This is a genomic window from Bacillus sp. AFS029533 (assembly GCF_002585125.1).
Lineage (GTDB): Bacteria > Bacillota > Bacilli > Bacillales > Bacillaceae_G > Gottfriedia > Gottfriedia luciferensis_B.
Map to the genome: position 1 here is coordinate 64,956 of NZ_NUQC01000016.1, position 17,652 is coordinate 82,607.

Annotated in this window: 12 protein-coding genes; 9 read left to right on the top strand and 3 right to left on the bottom strand. The window is 37.0% G+C overall.

Annotation, left to right across the window (positions count from 1 at the left end; genetic code table 11):
- The first annotated feature begins 21 nt into the window (after window positions 1-21).
- The 4 genes from COE53_RS08965 to COE53_RS08980 all read left to right on the top strand — a co-directional run bounded on the left by COE53_RS08965 (window position 22) and on the right by COE53_RS08980 (window position 5,500).
- A complete protein-coding gene (locus COE53_RS08965; protein WP_091024900.1) occupies window positions 22-990 on the top strand; it encodes a 2-keto-3-deoxygluconate permease in 969 nt (322 codons plus the stop codon).
- Window positions 991-1,214: 224 nt separating this feature from the next.
- Complete coding sequence (locus COE53_RS08970) at window positions 1,215-2,924, top strand: NAD-dependent malic enzyme (RefSeq protein WP_098947850.1); 1,710 nt, start codon at window positions 1,215-1,217, stop codon at window positions 2,922-2,924.
- A gap of 270 nt (window positions 2,925-3,194) precedes the next feature.
- Window positions 3,195-4,796 carry a DcuS/MalK family sensor histidine kinase gene (gene dcuS, locus COE53_RS08975; protein ID WP_069033034.1) on the top strand — a complete coding sequence of 534 codons (1,602 nt, stop codon included), beginning with the start codon at window positions 3,195-3,197 and terminating at the stop codon, window positions 4,794-4,796.
- Window positions 4,793-5,500: a response regulator gene (locus tag COE53_RS08980; protein ID WP_069033035.1), complete on the top strand. Its 708-nt coding sequence runs from the start codon at window positions 4,793-4,795 to the stop codon at window positions 5,498-5,500. Before dcuS ends, COE53_RS08980 begins: the two co-directional genes overlap by 4 nt.
- A 304-nt stretch (window positions 5,501-5,804) precedes the next feature.
- Here COE53_RS08980 and COE53_RS08985 read toward each other — a convergent pair whose 3' ends face one another.
- Both COE53_RS08985 and COE53_RS08990 read right to left on the bottom strand, forming a co-directional pair.
- On the bottom strand, window positions 5,805-6,281 hold the full coding sequence (locus COE53_RS08985; protein WP_091024904.1) for a GyrI-like domain-containing protein: 477 nt from the start codon (window positions 6,279-6,281) through the stop codon (window positions 5,805-5,807).
- Between the two features lie 57 nt (window positions 6,282-6,338).
- The gene (locus tag COE53_RS08990; RefSeq protein ID WP_069033037.1) at window positions 6,339-6,818 is read right to left on the bottom strand and encodes a hypothetical protein; all 480 of its coding nucleotides are present in this window, start codon (window positions 6,816-6,818) and stop codon (window positions 6,339-6,341) included.
- 270 nt (window positions 6,819-7,088) lie between these two features.
- Between COE53_RS08990 and COE53_RS08995 the strand changes: the two genes are divergently transcribed.
- On the top strand, window positions 7,089-8,057 hold the full coding sequence (locus COE53_RS08995) for a helix-turn-helix transcriptional regulator (RefSeq protein ID WP_069033038.1): 969 nt from the start codon (window positions 7,089-7,091) through the stop codon (window positions 8,055-8,057).
- Between the two features lie 199 nt (window positions 8,058-8,256).
- Here COE53_RS08995 and COE53_RS09000 read toward each other — a convergent pair whose 3' ends face one another.
- Window positions 8,257-10,305 carry a sigma 54-interacting transcriptional regulator gene (locus COE53_RS09000; protein WP_098947852.1) on the bottom strand — a complete coding sequence of 683 codons (2,049 nt, stop codon included), beginning with the start codon at window positions 10,303-10,305 and terminating at the stop codon, window positions 8,257-8,259.
- Window positions 10,306-10,627: 322 nt separating this feature from the next.
- On the opposite strand from COE53_RS09000, the gene COE53_RS09005 reads away from it, so the two are divergent.
- The 4 genes from COE53_RS09005 to COE53_RS23710 all read left to right on the top strand — a co-directional run bounded on the left by COE53_RS09005 (window position 10,628) and on the right by COE53_RS23710 (window position 17,610).
- On the top strand, window positions 10,628-11,386 hold the full coding sequence (locus COE53_RS09005; RefSeq protein WP_069033040.1) for a gamma-glutamyl-gamma-aminobutyrate hydrolase family protein: 759 nt from the start codon (window positions 10,628-10,630) through the stop codon (window positions 11,384-11,386).
- A 146-nt stretch (window positions 11,387-11,532) separates the two neighbouring features.
- The gene (locus COE53_RS09010) at window positions 11,533-12,963 is read left to right on the top strand and encodes a YfcC family protein (protein ID WP_069033041.1); all 1,431 of its coding nucleotides are present in this window, start codon (window positions 11,533-11,535) and stop codon (window positions 12,961-12,963) included.
- A 518-nt stretch (window positions 12,964-13,481) separates the two neighbouring features.
- Entirely contained in the window at window positions 13,482-15,416 is a 1,935-nt protein-coding gene (locus COE53_RS23705; protein WP_142350402.1) for a S8 family serine peptidase, read from the top strand.
- Window positions 15,403-17,610 carry a dockerin type I domain-containing protein gene (locus tag COE53_RS23710; protein ID WP_286162552.1) on the top strand — a complete coding sequence of 736 codons (2,208 nt, stop codon included), beginning with the start codon at window positions 15,403-15,405 and terminating at the stop codon, window positions 17,608-17,610. Before COE53_RS23705 ends, COE53_RS23710 begins: the two co-directional genes overlap by 14 nt.
- Window positions 17,611-17,652: the final 42 nt, after the last annotated feature.

The window sequence follows — 17,652 nt, forward strand, 5'->3', positions numbered from 1 at the left end:
ACTATTTTAGGAGGGTTAAAAATGCAAATTCCAATTAAGAAAACGCTTGATAAAATTCCAGGTGGTCTAATGGTTGTTCCACTTTTTCTAGGAGTATTAACGAATACCTTTTTCCCGCAATTTTTACAAATTGGAAGTTTTACAACGGCATTATTTAGTAAAGAGGCATCATCTACAATTTTGGCATGTTTTATGTTTTTAATTGGTTCACAAATTAATTTCAAATTAGCACCAAAGGCATTAAAAAAAGGTGCAATATTATTAACAGGAAAATTTATAGTGGGTGCAGGTATAGGTTTAACTGTAGCGATGCTTTTTGGGCCAGCCGGAATTTTAGGATTATCACCATTAGCTATCCTTGCAGCATTATTAAATGCTAATGGTGGATTATATGCATCTCTTGCTTCATCATATGGTGACGAAACCGATGTAGGTGCATATGCTTTATTTTCTTTAAAAGATGGCCCATTTTTTACATTAGTTGCATTAGGTGCATCTGGCCTAGCCACAATTCCTTTTCAAACTCTTATAGGAGTATTAATTCCAATCGTAATAGGAATGATTTTAGGAAATATTGATTCTGATATGAGAAAGTTCCTTGGAAGCAGTAAATTATTATTAATCCCATTCTTCTCATTCCCATTAGGTGCGGGAATGAATCTTTCAACTATTATAAAAGCAGGAGGTCCTGGCATATTACTAGGATTAATAGCTGCATTCACTGGAATTGGAGCTTATGTACTATTAAAGTTATTTAAAGAAAATCCGATCGTTGGTTTAGCAACAGGGTCAACTGCAGGGAATGCTGTAGCTACACCAGCTGTTGTTGCAGCAGCAGATCCAACCTTAGCTGCCATAGCACCAGGAGCTACTGCGCAAGTTGCAGCAGCATGTGTAATATCAGCAATAGTTTGCCCTATTATTGTTAATTATGTATTTAAAATGTCCGAAAAGAAAAAAGCTAATAAATCAATTGCAAGAGCATCATGACAATAAAATAAAAATTTACTGTAATCCTGGCAACCATGCTTCCGAAGCTTTAAGCCAATTTGAAAAAGAAACAAAGAAAAAGCAGTTAGCGGTTTCACTTTCTGCTTTTTTTAGTTACAAAAAAGGGTTTTTAGTTAAAGAAATAGTATGATAAGGAAAATTTTATTAACATGGTTTCGATATTGTCTAAAATTGCTAATTTAAGATAGAAGGAAGGAAACACCATGAATGTACTTGAGCGTGTACCTGAGAATGTTATTATAACTACAATAAAAGGAAAAGAAGTTCTCTCCAATCCTTTTTTGAATAAAGGAACAGCTTTTACGAAAGAGGAAAGGGAAGAACTTGGGCTTGAAGGTCTGTTACCTCCACAAGTAATAACCCTTGATGAACAAGTTAATAGGGTTTATGAACAATATTCGATGCGGACGACCAATCTATTCAAAAACGGGCTGCTTTATGATTTATATAATCGTAATGTTGTCTTGTTTTACCGCCTTTTGAAAGAACACCTGGCAGAAATGCTCCCAATCATCTACACTCCAACTGTCGGCGATGCAATCCAGTCATACTCCCATAGATACCGACGTTCAGATGGCTTATATCTTTCGATCGATAATCCTGAGGGAATAGAAAAGGCATTTTATAATCTTGGGAAATCAAAAAATGGTGTTGATTTAATTGTCGTGACCGATTCTGAAAGCATTCTTGGTATTGGGGACCAAGGGATAGGCGGTATTAATATAGCGATTGGTAAACTTGCCGTGTACACGGCTGCAGCTGGTATTGATCCAAACCGTGTTCTACCAATCGTGTTGGATGTTGGCACGAACAATCAGGCTTTGATTGCAGATCCTATGTATATCGGCAACAAATTCGCACGTGTCCGAGGTAATCGTTATGATCAATTCATTGATTTATTCGTTCAGACTGCTAGGGATTTCTTTCCAGAAGTTCTCATTCACTGGGAGGACCTTGGCAACGTTAATGCGCGAAATATCTTGGACAAATATGGTGACAAAATTCTAACCTTCAACGATGACATTCAGGGGACAGGTGCCGTTACCCTTGCTGCTATTATGTCTGCTTTGAAAGTAACAGGAGAATCCTTGAAGGACCAGCGCATTGTTGTCTTTGGACCAGGAGCTGCTGGCATCGGTAACGCAGACCAAATGGCAGATGTCATGGTTCTAGAAGGATCGACCAGAGAAGAAGCCTTTGATCGTTTCTGGGCTGTAGACTATCGGGGTCTATTAACAGATGAAACACCAGATGTTCTGCACTTCCAGAAGCCTTATGCAAGAAAGGTGGATGAAGTTAAGGATTGGGATAAGAATGAGGAAGGGATCATTTCATTAATGGAAGTAGTTCAAAGGGTGAAGCCAACAATCCTGATTGGTACTTCAGGACAAGCCGGCGCGTTCACTGAAGAAATTATTAAAGAAATGGCCAAGCACGTTGACCGACCTATCATCTTGCCTATGTCCAATCCGACTGCATTGACTGAAGCAGTGCCGGAAAACCTGATTAAGTGGACCGATGGTAAGGCTCTAATTGCAACAGGTAGCCCGTTTGCCAATGTAGAATACAAAGGTGTTTCCTATGAAATTGGACAGTCAAATAATGCATTTGTATTTCCTGGCCTAGGTTTGGGGGCGATTGTTGCAAAAGCTGAAGTGATCTCAAAAGGAATGTTTGCAGCTGCTGCTTATGCGGTTGCAAGTATGTCTGACACTAGTAAACCTGGAGCATCCCTGCTGCCATCTATTGAAAAGCTACATGAAGTCTCAAAATACGTAGCCATTGAAGTAGCCTATGCAGCTATACACGAAGGAATTGCAAGAGCAGATATTCAAGATGTTGAAAATGCGATTGAAGATGCTATGTGGAAAGCTGAGTATAAAGAAATTAAGAGTATAGCTTTAGAAGTATAGAAGTCAAGGGGATAGCAAATAAAGTTAGTCCTTATTAATAAAACAGAGCCTAAATATTGAAAAAAATAAAGATGGAGCAATTGTTTTACGTTGACTCCATCTTTATTTCTTTACCACCTTGCTTAACCAAATCGTGGCGGGTGAAATTTTACTAATAAGTTGATTTAATATAGAGACTGCAAAGCTCTTCAAGAGAGCGTTGCGGTCTCTTAGTATGTAATGGATAAACCTTATTCATACTATCATTAAGCAGATAACCTGGAGGAGATTATGAAAAAGGGCAGATATAGTTTACAAGCCATCATCATTATTTTTGTATGCCTTGTTGTCGCTTTGTCACTAGGTATAACCGATTTGCTAATCAGTAAGAGAATTACTTCCAGTGTGGAAGAGACACAGAAAGAAAAGGTACTCAATATTGCAAAAATCGTGTCTCTTAACCCGCAAGTAATTGGGTCTCTTGAGGGGAAAACAAATTCGACAGAAATAGAAGCTTTTGCTAATCAAATAAAAGATTTAACGCATGTTAACTTTGTTGTTGTCATGGATATGAAAGGAATCCGGCTTTCCCATCCGGATCCCAGTGAAGTTGGAAAGAGATTTAGGGGAGGAGATGAAGGACCAGTCCTTCGAGGGAAAGAGTATGTATCTATCTCAAAGGGGATTCTCGGGCCCTCCATGCGGGCATTTACACCAATAATGAATTCAAATGGAAAACAAATCGGCGCTGTTGCGGTTGGGATTTCTTTGGAAAACGTAACGAAGGCTGTACATAAAGGTCGGATGGGGATGATGATTGGGACAATAATCGGAATATTAATCGGGGTAACCGGTGCGGTGGGCTTAGCCAGGTTTATCAAAAAAATCTTATTGGGCCTCGAGCCGTTCGCTATAGCTAAGCTACTTGAAGAGAGGAGTTCCATGCTCCAGTCGGTGCGTGAGGGAATTATAGCCATTGACCAAGAAGGGAAAATTACCCTTGTAAACAGGGCTGCACAAAAGCTTTTTAAAAAAGCCGGCCTAAAAGGGAATCCAAAAGGACTCAAAATAGAAGATTATTTACCTGAGACCCGCTTAACCCGTATTTTGCAGTCTGGAGAAACCGAGGTTGATCAGGAACAGGATCTGCATGGGGTTACTATTTTGGTAAACAGGGTGCCAGTAGTGGTGGATAATCAACCGGTTGGAGCAATCGCTACATTCCGTGATAAAACGGAAGTTCAGTTATTGGCCGAACAGCTCACAGGGGTGCGTAATTATGCGGATGCCCTTCGTGCCCATGCCCATGAATTCATGAATAAGATGCATGTTATTCTTGGCCTAGTCCGTACCGAACAATACGACACACTTGCGAACTATGTGAGTGAAACGGTTAACCATCGGGAAATGGAAATGGGTTTTGTAACAAAGAATGTCCTGGATCCGGTTCTAGCTGGATTTTTGATTGGCAAGCTAAGCTTTGCAAGAGAATCAGGTGCATCACTATCATTTGATTGCACAAACAAGATCCCCCAGCCTGTGAATCCGGAAATCACTCAAGAACTCATAACGATTATTGGAAACCTTGTCGATAATGCAATGGAAGCGATCGCGAACAGTCCTGTCAAAAAAGTTGACTTAAAGCTTGACTACGCAGAGGATATTTTAACAATCGAGGTTAAGGATACAGGTATGGGAATGACAAAAGCAATACAAAATAAAATATTCGATAAAGGCTTCTCCACGAAAGGAGATAACCGTGGGGTCGGACTATATCTTTTAGCTCAGGGTATTGAAAGACTTGAAGGGGACCTAATCATTTCTTCTAAGCCGGGAAAGGGAACGAATTTTGCGGTTTATATACCTTATAAAGCAGAGGATGAAAAGGCATGATCAATGTAATGATTGTAGAAGACGACCCTATGGTGGCGGAAATCAATAAACAATACCTTTCTAAGATTGATGGCTTCCGTTTAACTAAAATAGCCAATTCAGTCGATGATGCGATCCTTGTGCTTAGAAAGCAAGATATACACCTTATACTTCTGGATATTTTTATGCCGGGCAAACATGGGTTAGAGTTATTGACGTACCTCCGGAAAAATGAACTTGAAGTTGATGTAATTATTATTTCAGCAGCTTCTGATCTAGAGCGAATCAAAACGGCATTAAGGTATGGGGTTGTCGATTATTTAATAAAGCCTTTTGAATTTGAAAGGTTCAATGCTGCTCTTGTTAGCTATCAGCAAAAGACCCGGTTTACCGATAAACTGGAAACAGTCAGCCAACAAGAGCTCGATAATTATCTTTTACACAGGGATGAAACTACAATAATTGAAGAGCTGCCAAAAGGGTTAACTAAGGATACTTTAAAGCAAATATGGGAAGCAGTTCAGGAATTGAAGGAGGTGCCGTTTTCCACCGAAGAAGTGGCAAATGTTGTAGGCATTTCAAGGGTATCAGCGAGAAAGTATATGAACTTCTTAAAGGATTTAGGAATCCTTAATGTAAAGGTTATATATGGAACCATCGGAAGACCAGTTTACCAGCATGAATATAACCAAATTAACGAGTACTTAATAAAAAACTTTCTGTAAGTGTTTATGACTGAATTAAGTGTAGAAGCCGGTGGTTGTTCTCGCTTATTAATAATTTACTTAAGAAATAGCAAATAGATTAAAATAGAAAATGGTAGCGTGGGTGCTTAAACCAACCCTACCATTTTACAGATTAACCATAATTTTAGCTACAAGAGAGTTGTCTAAGCCATGAACGAGCCTATTTTTCTTACTAGCCAAATACATAAACATGTGGAAGAATCGAATTAACTAATAAAGAGCCCCGAAAAATCGAGGCTTTGATAACAAACTGAAAAAATACTATTTTACATGATTTTTCTTATTATTTTTTAACCACAGGTACCCAAAATTCGCCGTAGAAAGTGCCGTCGCCGTTATCTTTGCGATAAGTCGCGTTTGGACCACCAACGTACGCATAGTCAGTGACTTGGGTCAAGACTTCGCCAAAAGCACGGTATGTTAGCTGATCAAACAAAGTTTCCTTATCGCCATTTCCTGCGACCACGATGTATTCGCTCTCTGGGAATTCGATGATGCGTGTTGCATCAGACACTGATTTACCAGCTTCTACTGCAAAATAATTCCAAGGTTTTCCTTGATAAACTTCGTTGACTGACCATTCGCGATCGTCTTTTGCTGCGTCTTTGAGCTTATCAAAACGTCCGTCAGCCTTAAGAACACTCCAAAACTCAGCTTTTTCCTTTTGCATAGCTTGCATGTCTTGGAAATTCGACTGGATTGAAAAACCATAAGCGGTCAATGTGAACGATTTTTTATGTTCAAGTGTGTAATTTTCCATGTGAGTACTCCTTTTTTTCAGATCTTGTTTTTTAAATTTTGACAAATTTAGCAGAGTTTAGACTTCTACTTTTTTTACACGAAGCCACATTTCGCCGTAGAATTCACCGTTTTCAGCTGATTTGACGAATGTTGAGTTACCAGGTCCAACGTATTTGTAGTCTGTGATTTCTTGCAACATGCCGCTGAAAACCTTGCCTGTGATTTCGTCAGCAAGGCGATTTTTGTCAGTGCTTGTGCCAGGCACGACGAGATAGTCTCCAGCAAGGAAGTCGAGGACGACCGCGCCTTCCACGTCGAACTCACCCATCACGCCAAATCCGCGCCAAGCCTTGTGTTCGATAGCATAGTTGATTTGATATTCTTGCCCGTCAGCAAGCGCGAGAAGTTCAGCTAGCTTGCCATTTTCAGTAATTTCGGCTTTTTTCGCTGCAGTTTTTGCAGCATTACCTGCCCAGTCATTGTAGTCTTCAAGCGAAACACCGAAAGCAGTCATTTTGTAGTTTTCTGTGATTGTTTTGATTGAGTATTTAGACATTATATTCTCTCCTTTGTGGATTTATTTTTTACAAGATTGATTCTAATAGCCAAATGTATCAAAAAATGATACTGTTTTTCGAAGATCAAATAAATAAAGTTTTACTAACTTTTCCCTTTACATATTTTTTTAGAGAGCTGATCAGCACAAGCTGCTTTGCTGATTGAACTATTAAGTATTTTTGATTTTTGTTCATTTTACATTTTCAATAATTAATGTAAATCTGTTATTACTGTTATTTATTTGATACATTTTTGATACAATAAAAATATGAAGAAAATAGAACGAGTAAACCTGATCATGCGTTACATAAATAATCGCGCACATTTTACGATTGCTGAAATTCAGCGAGAGTTCAAGATATCCCGCGCAACGGCGATCCGCGACATTAACGAGATTCAGTCTATGGGATTTCCACTGACGTCCGAGATTGGTCGTGGTGGTGGCTACTTTGTCATACAAAATCAGTATCTGCCCGCAACCCGCTTCACGGCAGAAGAGCTGAAGGCGATGTTTATCAGCTTTATCGCCTCGAAAAATTCGCAGCTGCCTTATCTGCAAAATCGCCGCTCAATCACTGAAAAACTCATCGGCATCGCGTCCCAAACCCAGCAAGACGAGTTGATCGAGCTGAATAATATTTTGCTTTTTGAAAATACAAATCCTGCCAATCCGAATCTTTTGGAGCTCGATGATGCTGCGCCTGAAGAGCTGAACCAATTGATTTCTCTTGCAGTACGGGATAAACATTTACGCGTGACTTATGAGATGACTCCTGGCTGGCCGCAGTTGATGGACGTTTTTTTACTACACATTTTTAACTCGAACGCTCAGTGGCTGGTTGAGGTTTATGATTTTGATTCGGATGAGTTTCATTATTTACCTGTTGATATGCTGCGGGATTCGGCAATTTCTGAGAAGGAGATGAAATGGTCTGAGCAAGAGATTTTAAACAAAAAACGGCTTTTTGCACGTGAGTCTAATCTTGTAGTAAAACTTGATACGACCGGTATTCAGCGCTTTAAACGTATGCACCCGCCGGGAATTGTTTTGTCATTAACTGGGATGTTTCAGTCGAGTGGGATTTTCAATGTACAGTTGGATGTAACCGATGTTGAGGCGCTAGAGTATTATGCGGATTGGCTTTTGTTTTTGGGGAAAGGGGTCGAGTTTGAGAGGATTCCTAATGAGCTGCGGGTGATTTTGGAAGAGCGTTTAGTCAATTTACGATTTCCTTGAGTTTTATCTTAGATATTTAAAATGGGAGTACGATATAAACTTTCATTCACTGTTGTGAATCTGAGGATTCATGGATGGCTAACGCATGCATATGTTACATAAAACTTGGGAGCTGATGATTAGCTCCCCGTTATTTTGTGTAAATGAAAACCCTAAGCTAGGCAAAAACCTTAGATTGTATTACACCGATGATCAGTAATCAAAGATTTCGTTCTCTGTTTGTGTTTAGAATCTCCTTAGCCTTGCTTGTTAGATTAATTCCTGCCCTACCTCTATTTGTTTGCAAATATCCTCTAATTTTTAGGGAATTCAACCGGTGTCTAACCTGTGCTTCAGATAAGTTCATTTCGACTTCTTGACTCTTCTCAGAAATAATCCTTCTTCCGATGATCTTTCCATTTTCCTCATAATTCATGATGAGGTTAAGGATGAAAAGTGATTCTTCATCAAGAGTGGTTGAACCTGAATAAAAGGACGGTATACTCTTGATTGTGTAGCTATTTGTATTCCTATGAGGAGATTTTTGAAAAAAATGTTGATTAGGCAAATCATTTTTCGTTATTTGGTTTCCAGTACGGACTGCAAGCATGTAATCTATGGTATTTTTAAGTTCTCTTACATTTCCATACCATGGATAAGCTTGAAGTTCTTCAATTAATTCATGTTCAATTTTGACTTTACGGTCCGATAGCGCAACAAAATGTTTAGCCAATAATTCAACGTCATTTTGACGAACCCTTAATTCGGGAAGGTGTATAAAGAGTACCTTAAGCCTATGGTATAAGTCTTCTCTGAAAACATTTTCTTGAATCATTTTCAATAGATTCTTATTGGTTGCTGCAATAATCCGAACGTCAATGGGGATGATTTGACTTCCACCAACACGCATGATTTCTTTTTCCTGCAATACTCGAAGTAGTCGTGCTTGAAGTTTGAGACTAATATCTCCAATCTCATCCAAAAAAATAGTGCCACCATTTGCTTGCTCAAACAATCCTATTTTTCCGCCCTTTTTTGCTCCTGTAAAAGCTCCGTCCGCATAACCGAATAGTTCACTCTCAACTAAATCATCCGATAAAGCACTAAAGTTAACGGCAAGAAAAGGGCCGCTATTTCGAAAAGAAGCATTATGAATGGCACTTGCAAACAACTCTTTTCCTGTACCACTTTCACCTTCAATTAAAACCGTTAAATCATTCTTAGCTAACCTTTTGGCAATCTGTTTCGTTTCTTGGATGGAAGAGCTAATTCCGACGATATCAGGAAAGTTGTATTTTGCTATGTATCCTTTTTTAACAAATTCTTTTCTTAATTTACGTTCATATCCAATGGTCTTGAGGGCATTTCTAAAAGTTACAATAATTGATTGATCATTTATATGCAGACGTTCTACGATCACATCTAATCCGTTTACAACAAATATACCGCTTTCTTGTTGACTATTTGAAAGGATAAAAGTTAACAAATCAATATTATCAATAATGGAATGAATAGGATGACCAATAGCATGTTTGTTTTCTATTTTTAGCATATTTTCCAAGAATTCATTGAAAACAACAATCATTCCTTTATTATCAATCGCTAGTATTCCGTCACCAACACCATCAATAACTTGATGAAGTTGTCTATGAGCTTTCGCTAAATTCTTCGTCAAATCTACTATTTTTCGATAATACCTTTCAGAAACATGGTTGCCGTAATCCTCCATTAGATGGAATCGCTCCAAAATGGACATAATCGTTGTAATATCTATTAATCTATGACCTATATTAATCACTTTTTCTACAAAATTGGGGATAATTTTAAGTTCGCCCGGTGTGATTGCAAGCTTAATCATTTGTATATTTGTTTTTCCTGGATAGTAAGGGATATATTCAATATGGTTTAGTCCTAATTGACGCATGGTTTCAATCGATTCATATACTGTTTCAGGATTATCATTCACATATAGGGCTTGTGTTCCTTCTGGCAAAAATAAAAGTTGATCTACGTTTTCATAATTTAATGTCCGTTTTGCAATGATTACCTCGCAATTCTCCCCAATATAGTCTTTGACCGTTTCTATCGTAAATTTATTAGGTAAAACGATTAATGCAGAATGAAATACTTTTGGAATACTTTCTTCTACAGAAAAACTTTCAATCTCTATGAGGTCACTTAACATCTCTGCTAGTTGTTGATGCAGAGCTTTTCGTGTTTCTTTTAAAACGGTAATCAATACAATGTGATTGTTTTCAAATTCGGTCATAGAACACCTCTTTAGTTGAATTTTATTGGTCTAAAGTTGGTTAATCAATTTGGTTATTAAATAACCAAATAATAACCAATTATAATCCAAATCAACTTGGCAAGCACTGTGAAAACAACGAAATATTTAAAAGAATGTAAATAATTATTTAAATTTTAATGTTGGCACGACACTTGCTTATATAAATAGCATGTAAAGAATTAATGAAATTAGTAGAGTAGTAATTGACCTATTCAATTCTTTATCATTTGTTAGAAAAAGGAGGAAGGTAAGAAGATAAAATCACTCAGTGAAAAACAACGAATAAATGAGGTGAGAGGAAATGAAACCACTAATTGGCGTTACCGGATATTATGTTGACCATAGTGAGATAGGGAAGGAAGGCTTACGTGGATTACCAGGTCAAGATATGGCAATCTTTTCTTATGACTATATCCGTTCGCTTCAACGGGCGGGTGCTACGGTTGTACTACTTCCAATTGAAGAAGCTGATCAAATCGATTCCACACTTAACCAATTAGATGGGTTATTATTGGCTGGTGGGGCGGATATCAATCCACTTTATTATGGTGATTTACCCAAAGCGTATTTAGGCACAGTAGAGGAAGAACGAGATAACTTTGAATTAAACCTGGCAAGAAAAGCTTTAGAAAAAGATATGCCTATTCTAGGAATCTGTCGAGGATTACAAGTGTTGAATGTTGCATCTGGTGGGACTCTATATCAAGACTTAGAACATGAGATGGGCCCTGAATATTTCCATGTTCGGGAACAGTTTCGTAAATGGCAAGGCTCCCATTCTATTAATGTTCTTGAAGGGAAAAAAATTTATGAGGCTATTGGCCAAAAATCCTTAATGGTTAATTCTTTTCATCATCAAGCAGTCAAAACGTTGGGAAGAGATTTTGAAGTGAGTGCTTGGTCGTTTGATGGTGTAATAGAGGCAATCGAATCCAAAGCTCATCATTATGTAACAGCTGTCCAATGGCATCCAGAAATGATGTCGGAAAGGGATATTCTACAGCAGCGTTTATTTAATCACTTTGTTAATGTAACTAGTAAAAAGGTGGTTAAATCTTAGAGTGCCATGAGAAATAGGATAGATGGCATTTAGTTACCTCTTAAAGATATAAAGAGTTATTCGTAATATGACAGTCTGGTATGCTTTCGCAGACGAGGTAACCAGACTATCTGTTGCCAAAAATTTATTGAAAAGGGGATCGGTATATGAGTCAACTGTCAGGAAAAGTAATTTTAGCTGAGTCAGGAGAAAAAAAGGAAAAAAGAGAATGGAAAATAAACGTATTTGCACTGTTACTTGTCTTTTTAGTCATTTCAACCATAATTACACATATAATGCCAGCTGGAGAATATGCACATATTGAAAAAAATGGGCATACAACGGTAAATCCAGATTCATTCAGATGGATTGCATCAGCACCGCTTGGATTTTTTGATATGGTAAAAGCTATTCCTACAGGGATGGTAGAAGCAGCTAATATTATCTTTTTTGTGCTTATTATTGGAGGATTTTTTGGTGTATTAAAGGCATCAGGTACGGTTGAGGCTCTTGTTTCAACCATGGCAAAAAATCTCGCTAACCGTGAAAAGCTGATGATTCCTATTATAATGCTTTTCTTTGCACTTGGAGGATCCTTAATGGGGATGGCTGAAGAAAGTTTGGCTTATGTACCTCTGTTTATTCCATTGGCTCTTGCACTTGGTTTTGATACGATAACAGGAACTGCGATGGTATTGGTAGGGGCGTCCGTCGGATTTACAACCGCAATTATGAATCCGTTTACAGTGGGGATGGCCCAAGGGATTGCAGGTCTTCCTATGTATTCTGGGATGGGTTTCCGCCTCGTATTATTCGTAGTCATGTATCTTATTGCTGTTACATTTGTCTATCGTCATGCTATGAAAGTAAAGAAAAATCCATCAACTGGAGTTTTTGGAAAATTCGATACAAATAAATCAGACAATCTATTAACAGCGAATGTAGAGCTAACAACAAGACATAAGTGGATTTTAACAGCATTTTTTATTAATTATGTTATTCTTGTTTTCGGTGTTATTAAGTATGAATGGTATATAACAGAAATTGCATCCTTATTTATTATCTTAACGATAGTAATTGCAATCCTTGGCAAGATATCTATTGAAGATACTGTAGAATCTTTTACACAGGGATCGGCATCTTTAGTCAGCGGAGCTTTAATTATTGGTGTATCGCGCGCCATTCTGGTCGTATTGAATCAAGGTCATATTATAGATCCCCTACTTCACCAAGTATCGGAAGGAATGAAACATATTCCTGCATTTTTAAGTGTTGTCGGAATGTACAACTTCCAAGCGGCTATCCATTTCATATTATCATCAGGTAGTGGTCATGCGATGTTGACAATGCCTATTATGGCACCGCTTGCAGATTTATTACATATTACACGCCAAACAACAGTATTATCCTTTTCATTTGCGGATGGTATTGGAAATATTATATTTCCGACAGGTGGAACGCTAATGGCTGGGTTGGCAATTGCAGGAATTTCCTGGACAAGGTGGGCAAAGTGGATTCTCCCTTTGATTTTAATTGAATACACAATCGGTTTAATAGCGGTTATAATTGCTCATCTTATCAATTATGGTCCATTCTGAGATCGGAAGGATCGTTCTATGTTTTTTGTATTTTAAGCATAGGAAATTTGTAGTTAATTTATGAGGAGACAATCGTTTTAAGAGATCATCTATATGGATGCTCTCTTTTTTTTATGTAATATTAATCGATTTTTTAATTGATTAATGTAATGTCCTATTGGAATGATATCTTTCAATAGTTTTTTTTGTTTATGAAAGTATAAATTGGAGAGAGAAAATTTAATTCCAAGTGGTGCCAAGTTTTAGGAATTAAGTATAAGTCAAACTACGTCTTTGTTTTCGCTTTAACGGCCGCTAGTAGGTTTGATTAAAACTACTATGTTGCTCAATATTTTTAGGGAATATAGTCGAAAATCGTAATATTTTTATAGTACTTGCGATAATAAAGGGTTAAAATAACCCATTTGACCGAAAAGTGAATTTTCTGAATAATTATAGAAAGAAATTAAATGATCGTTAAACAGATCGTAGCCATCATTTAATTTTAGTGGCAATAATTAATTACTAGGAGGAAGAAAATGGGGACATCGGTACAAAGAAGTAAGATTGTAAAAAGCATGACTGTTTTAGCTTTATCGTCTAGTTTTCTTTTAGCTTCATTTGGTAATGTAACGAATGTATCAAAAGCTGTTAGCTCTACAAACGTTGAGGACATGCTCGCTAAGTTAACACCAACACAAAGGGCTGCTTTAAATCAACTTTCAACGAATGAATCTACAGGTCTTAAAATTTCTTCTGATAAGGATTTAAATACTACAGAGCAAGCTAATGTCATAGTTGAGTTTGTACATAAGCCTGCAAAAGTTGCTCAAATTGAAGCTAGTTTAGAAGGGCAGCAATTATCTGCAACTGAGGCTACACAATTAGTTGATCAAGATCATAATACCTTTCAAGAAGATGTAGACCAAATATTAACAGATGAAAATAATTCAAAAGTAAACTATAAGATTAATCGTATTTATGAACATTCTTTTAACGGTGTTTCGATTAGCTTACCAGCAAACCAAATTAAGAATCTATTAAAATCGAAGGCTGTAAAAAATGTATGGAGTGATGAGACGTTTTCAATTAATCCACCTAATCTAAAGGAACAAAGTGAACAATTGAAAGCAGACGAATTTAACATCGAAAACTATTCACCTTATGATGGATTAGATCGTTTACATGCTGAAGGCTATACAGGGAAAGGCATTAAGATAGGAATTCTTGATACAGGTATTGATTATAACCACCCAGATTTAAAAGATGCCTATAAAGGTGGCTATGATTTCGTTGATAATGATAATGACCCGATGGAAGCTACATATGCTGATTGGAAAAAATCAGGAAAACCTGAGATCTCGGGATCAAATACATTTTATACAGAACATGGTACACATGTTGCAGGAATAATCGGCAGTCGAGGTGTTGCTGATACTGAATATAAAACTGTTGGAGCAGCGCCAGAGGCAGATATTTATTCATACAGGGTTCTTGGACCATATGGATCTGGAAAAGGTGCTGACATTATAGCAGCACTAGATAAGGCAGTAAGTGACGGGATGGATATCATTAATATGTCACTAGGTGCAACAATAAATGACCCGCTTTTTGCGACTTCGGTAGCTGTAAACAATGCTGTTCTAAGTGGCGTTACGACTGTAGTTGCCGCTGGTAATAGTGGAAATGGAATGTATACACTTGGCTCTCCAGGATCATCAGCATTAGCATTAACAGTTGGTGCATCAACTAGTGCAATAGATCTTTTCCAGTTTTCAGGTTTTCAAAATAGTAAAAAATATACTATTAGAGAATTAGCCAGAAACTATACAGACGATCTAACAGCATTAAAAGGAAAAACGTTTAATCTAGTTGATGTTGGTTTAGGAAAAGGCGTTGATTATAACGGAAAAGATGTAAAAGGAAAAATTGCTTTTATTCAAAGAGGTGATACTTCTTTTATTGATAAAATCAAACTAGCGAAGGCTAAAGGTGCTGTTGCAGTAATAATTTATAATAATGACGTCAACAAAGCTGAAGGGATCATACAAGGGTATGTCGGTGAATCTCTATTAGCCATTCCTACATTTTCGATGTCAAATGAAGATGGCCTAGCAATCTCAAATGCGATTAAACAAGGAAGTTCTGACTTTACTTTTGGTGATTATACGAAATTTAAAACACCTGAGGATGAACTAACAACATTTAGTTCAAGAGGACCATCTCGCATAAATTATGACATAAAGCCAGAAGTAACTGCGCCAGGTGCAGCAATTCTTTCGACTGTTCCATTTTATGTAAATAATAAAACAGGAGATGGATCAAAACCGGAAGATTATAAAATTGCATATGAACGCCTATCTGGAACATCAATGGCGACTCCGTATGTTGCAGGAGTGTCAGCACTATTACTACAATCAAATAAAAATCTACAGCCAGCAGATATAAAAATCTATATTGATGAATACGGCTGATCCTTTAAAGAAGGATTATAGTGTATTTGAAGTTGGTAGCGGAAGAGTAGACGCATATGAAGCAATTCACTCAAACGTAGAATTAAATGTGGTAGATAGTACGCCAACAATTATTGATGGAAAAGAAAAATCAATCAAAGAATTAACAGGTGCGATGAGTTTTGGGTCATTTAGTTTCAAAAACGAAGAAATTGCGGCGAACCGACAAATTATACTAAAAAATAGTAGTGAACAAGTGAAGACATTTAGTATTGATGTTAAATATCAAACTGGATTAAGAGGTTCTAAAGATGCAAACTTAAATGATGTTACCTTAACTAGTCCTTCCTCAGTAACTCTAGATGGAAGTAGTCAACAACCGATTAACTTTCATTTGAAAATACCTGCAAATGCCGAAAAAGGAATTTATGAAGGGTATATCGTCTTTACGAATGATGCAGATCCAACAGAACAGTATCAAATACCATTCGGTGTTCACTATGTAAAAGAAGGATTTAATTCAGCGGCTACATACAATAAGATGATGACATCAGATTATACTAATTATTACCCATTACTTGAATTTAACGCAGGTGCAACCTTTAATTTAAGTTCTAGTATGGAAACAATCGATTTCGTTTTACTTGATAGTGAAACAGATGAAGAAATCGGTTATTTAGGACAAATCCCTGCATCGCAATTGGATGAAAATACTGATTACTATGTCACTGGTGTCTTTACCGGATACTATAATCCTTTCACTAATGACCCGAAAAACCCAGTATCACCTACAAGTGTAAAAGTACCTTATGGGCCAGCACATTATAAGATAAAAATGATCGGTACTAATAGAGATGGTAAAACATTTTCGATGACGGACCATGTAATGGTTGATATTACTGGTCCTACTTTTACAACAGATTTAGAAGAAGGCGTTATCGAGGTTAAACCTGGTACAACATCTTATCCAATTAAAGGTACAGTTTTTGATAAAACCCAAGATGATTATCGTACGCAAGGTATTTCTATTGATCAATCGGGTAATTTTGTGATGATAAAAAATAATAATACTACCTTTTCAAATGGTTTCAATGTTGATGCAAAAGGAAATTTTGCATATAATATCCCGATTGACCCTTCTGCTAAAAGCGTAAATGTTGAACTTGCAGGATATAATTCAGCTAAGATTGGTACAAGAAACAAATATTTTACATTTATTCCAGAAGGCACTCCACTTGTTTATGGAAGTGTTGATCAAAAAATTGTAAATGCAGGTGAAAATGTAAAGGTGAACCTAACAGCATATAACGTTACTGATGCAAAAAAAATAGCTAGTAGCCTTTCATTTTCAAATAATCAATTAGAATTTGTAGATGTAAAGCTTAATCCAGCAATTGAAAAATTTGGTTTGGCGAAACTCACATCTAATTCAGCTCCATCAGGATTGAATACAAATGTAAATGTCAATATAGAGATGACTAACGGAAAAGTGACAGGTGATGTACCATTTGCAGAAGTAACGTTAAAAGTAAAAGATAATACTTATAATTTTTATTCGCCTTTTAAATCATCTTCTGCATCTTATATAAATGAATCTAACCAATCAATTGCAATGAATTCAACAATACCACCAATTTGGTTCAAACCAACTTATTCAAAAATTTCAGGAAGTATTGGAATTCCAGTCTCATTGCAAAAAGAAGGTAAGAGTTCATGGAGGGTAGCCCCTTCGCAGATTGGTGCAGTTCTATCAGTAAAGGATCAAAACGGTAACATCTACCCAGGAGTTATTAATCAATTTGGCCAAGTATCCGTGGATAAATTACCAAAAACACTCGATGAAATGGTCGTATCACTCGATATTCCTGGCCATTTCACAATATATGAACCTTTCCATGTGGGCTTCCTAGATGATGAAGGCGTACTAACTGCTCATTGGAATCCTGAAATAAATTTTAATGCTGCAATTCCTGGAGACGTTAATAAAGATAATGTCATTGATTTGAAGGACGCCTTAGCAATCCAAACTAATTGGGGAACTGACAGTCGCAGTGCAGACATTAATTTTGATAAAATCGTAGACGCAAAAGACTTTGCATTCATCGAAAAGAATTACTTAATGCAAAATCCAACGGTGGAAAACGCTCCAAAACCTCTAGAAAAATATAAATCAAAATCACTTGAGGATATTAAGAAAGAGCTAGGGTTGAATTAATTTTTCTAATGGAAAAGACGACTGTTATTAAGTCGTCTTTTT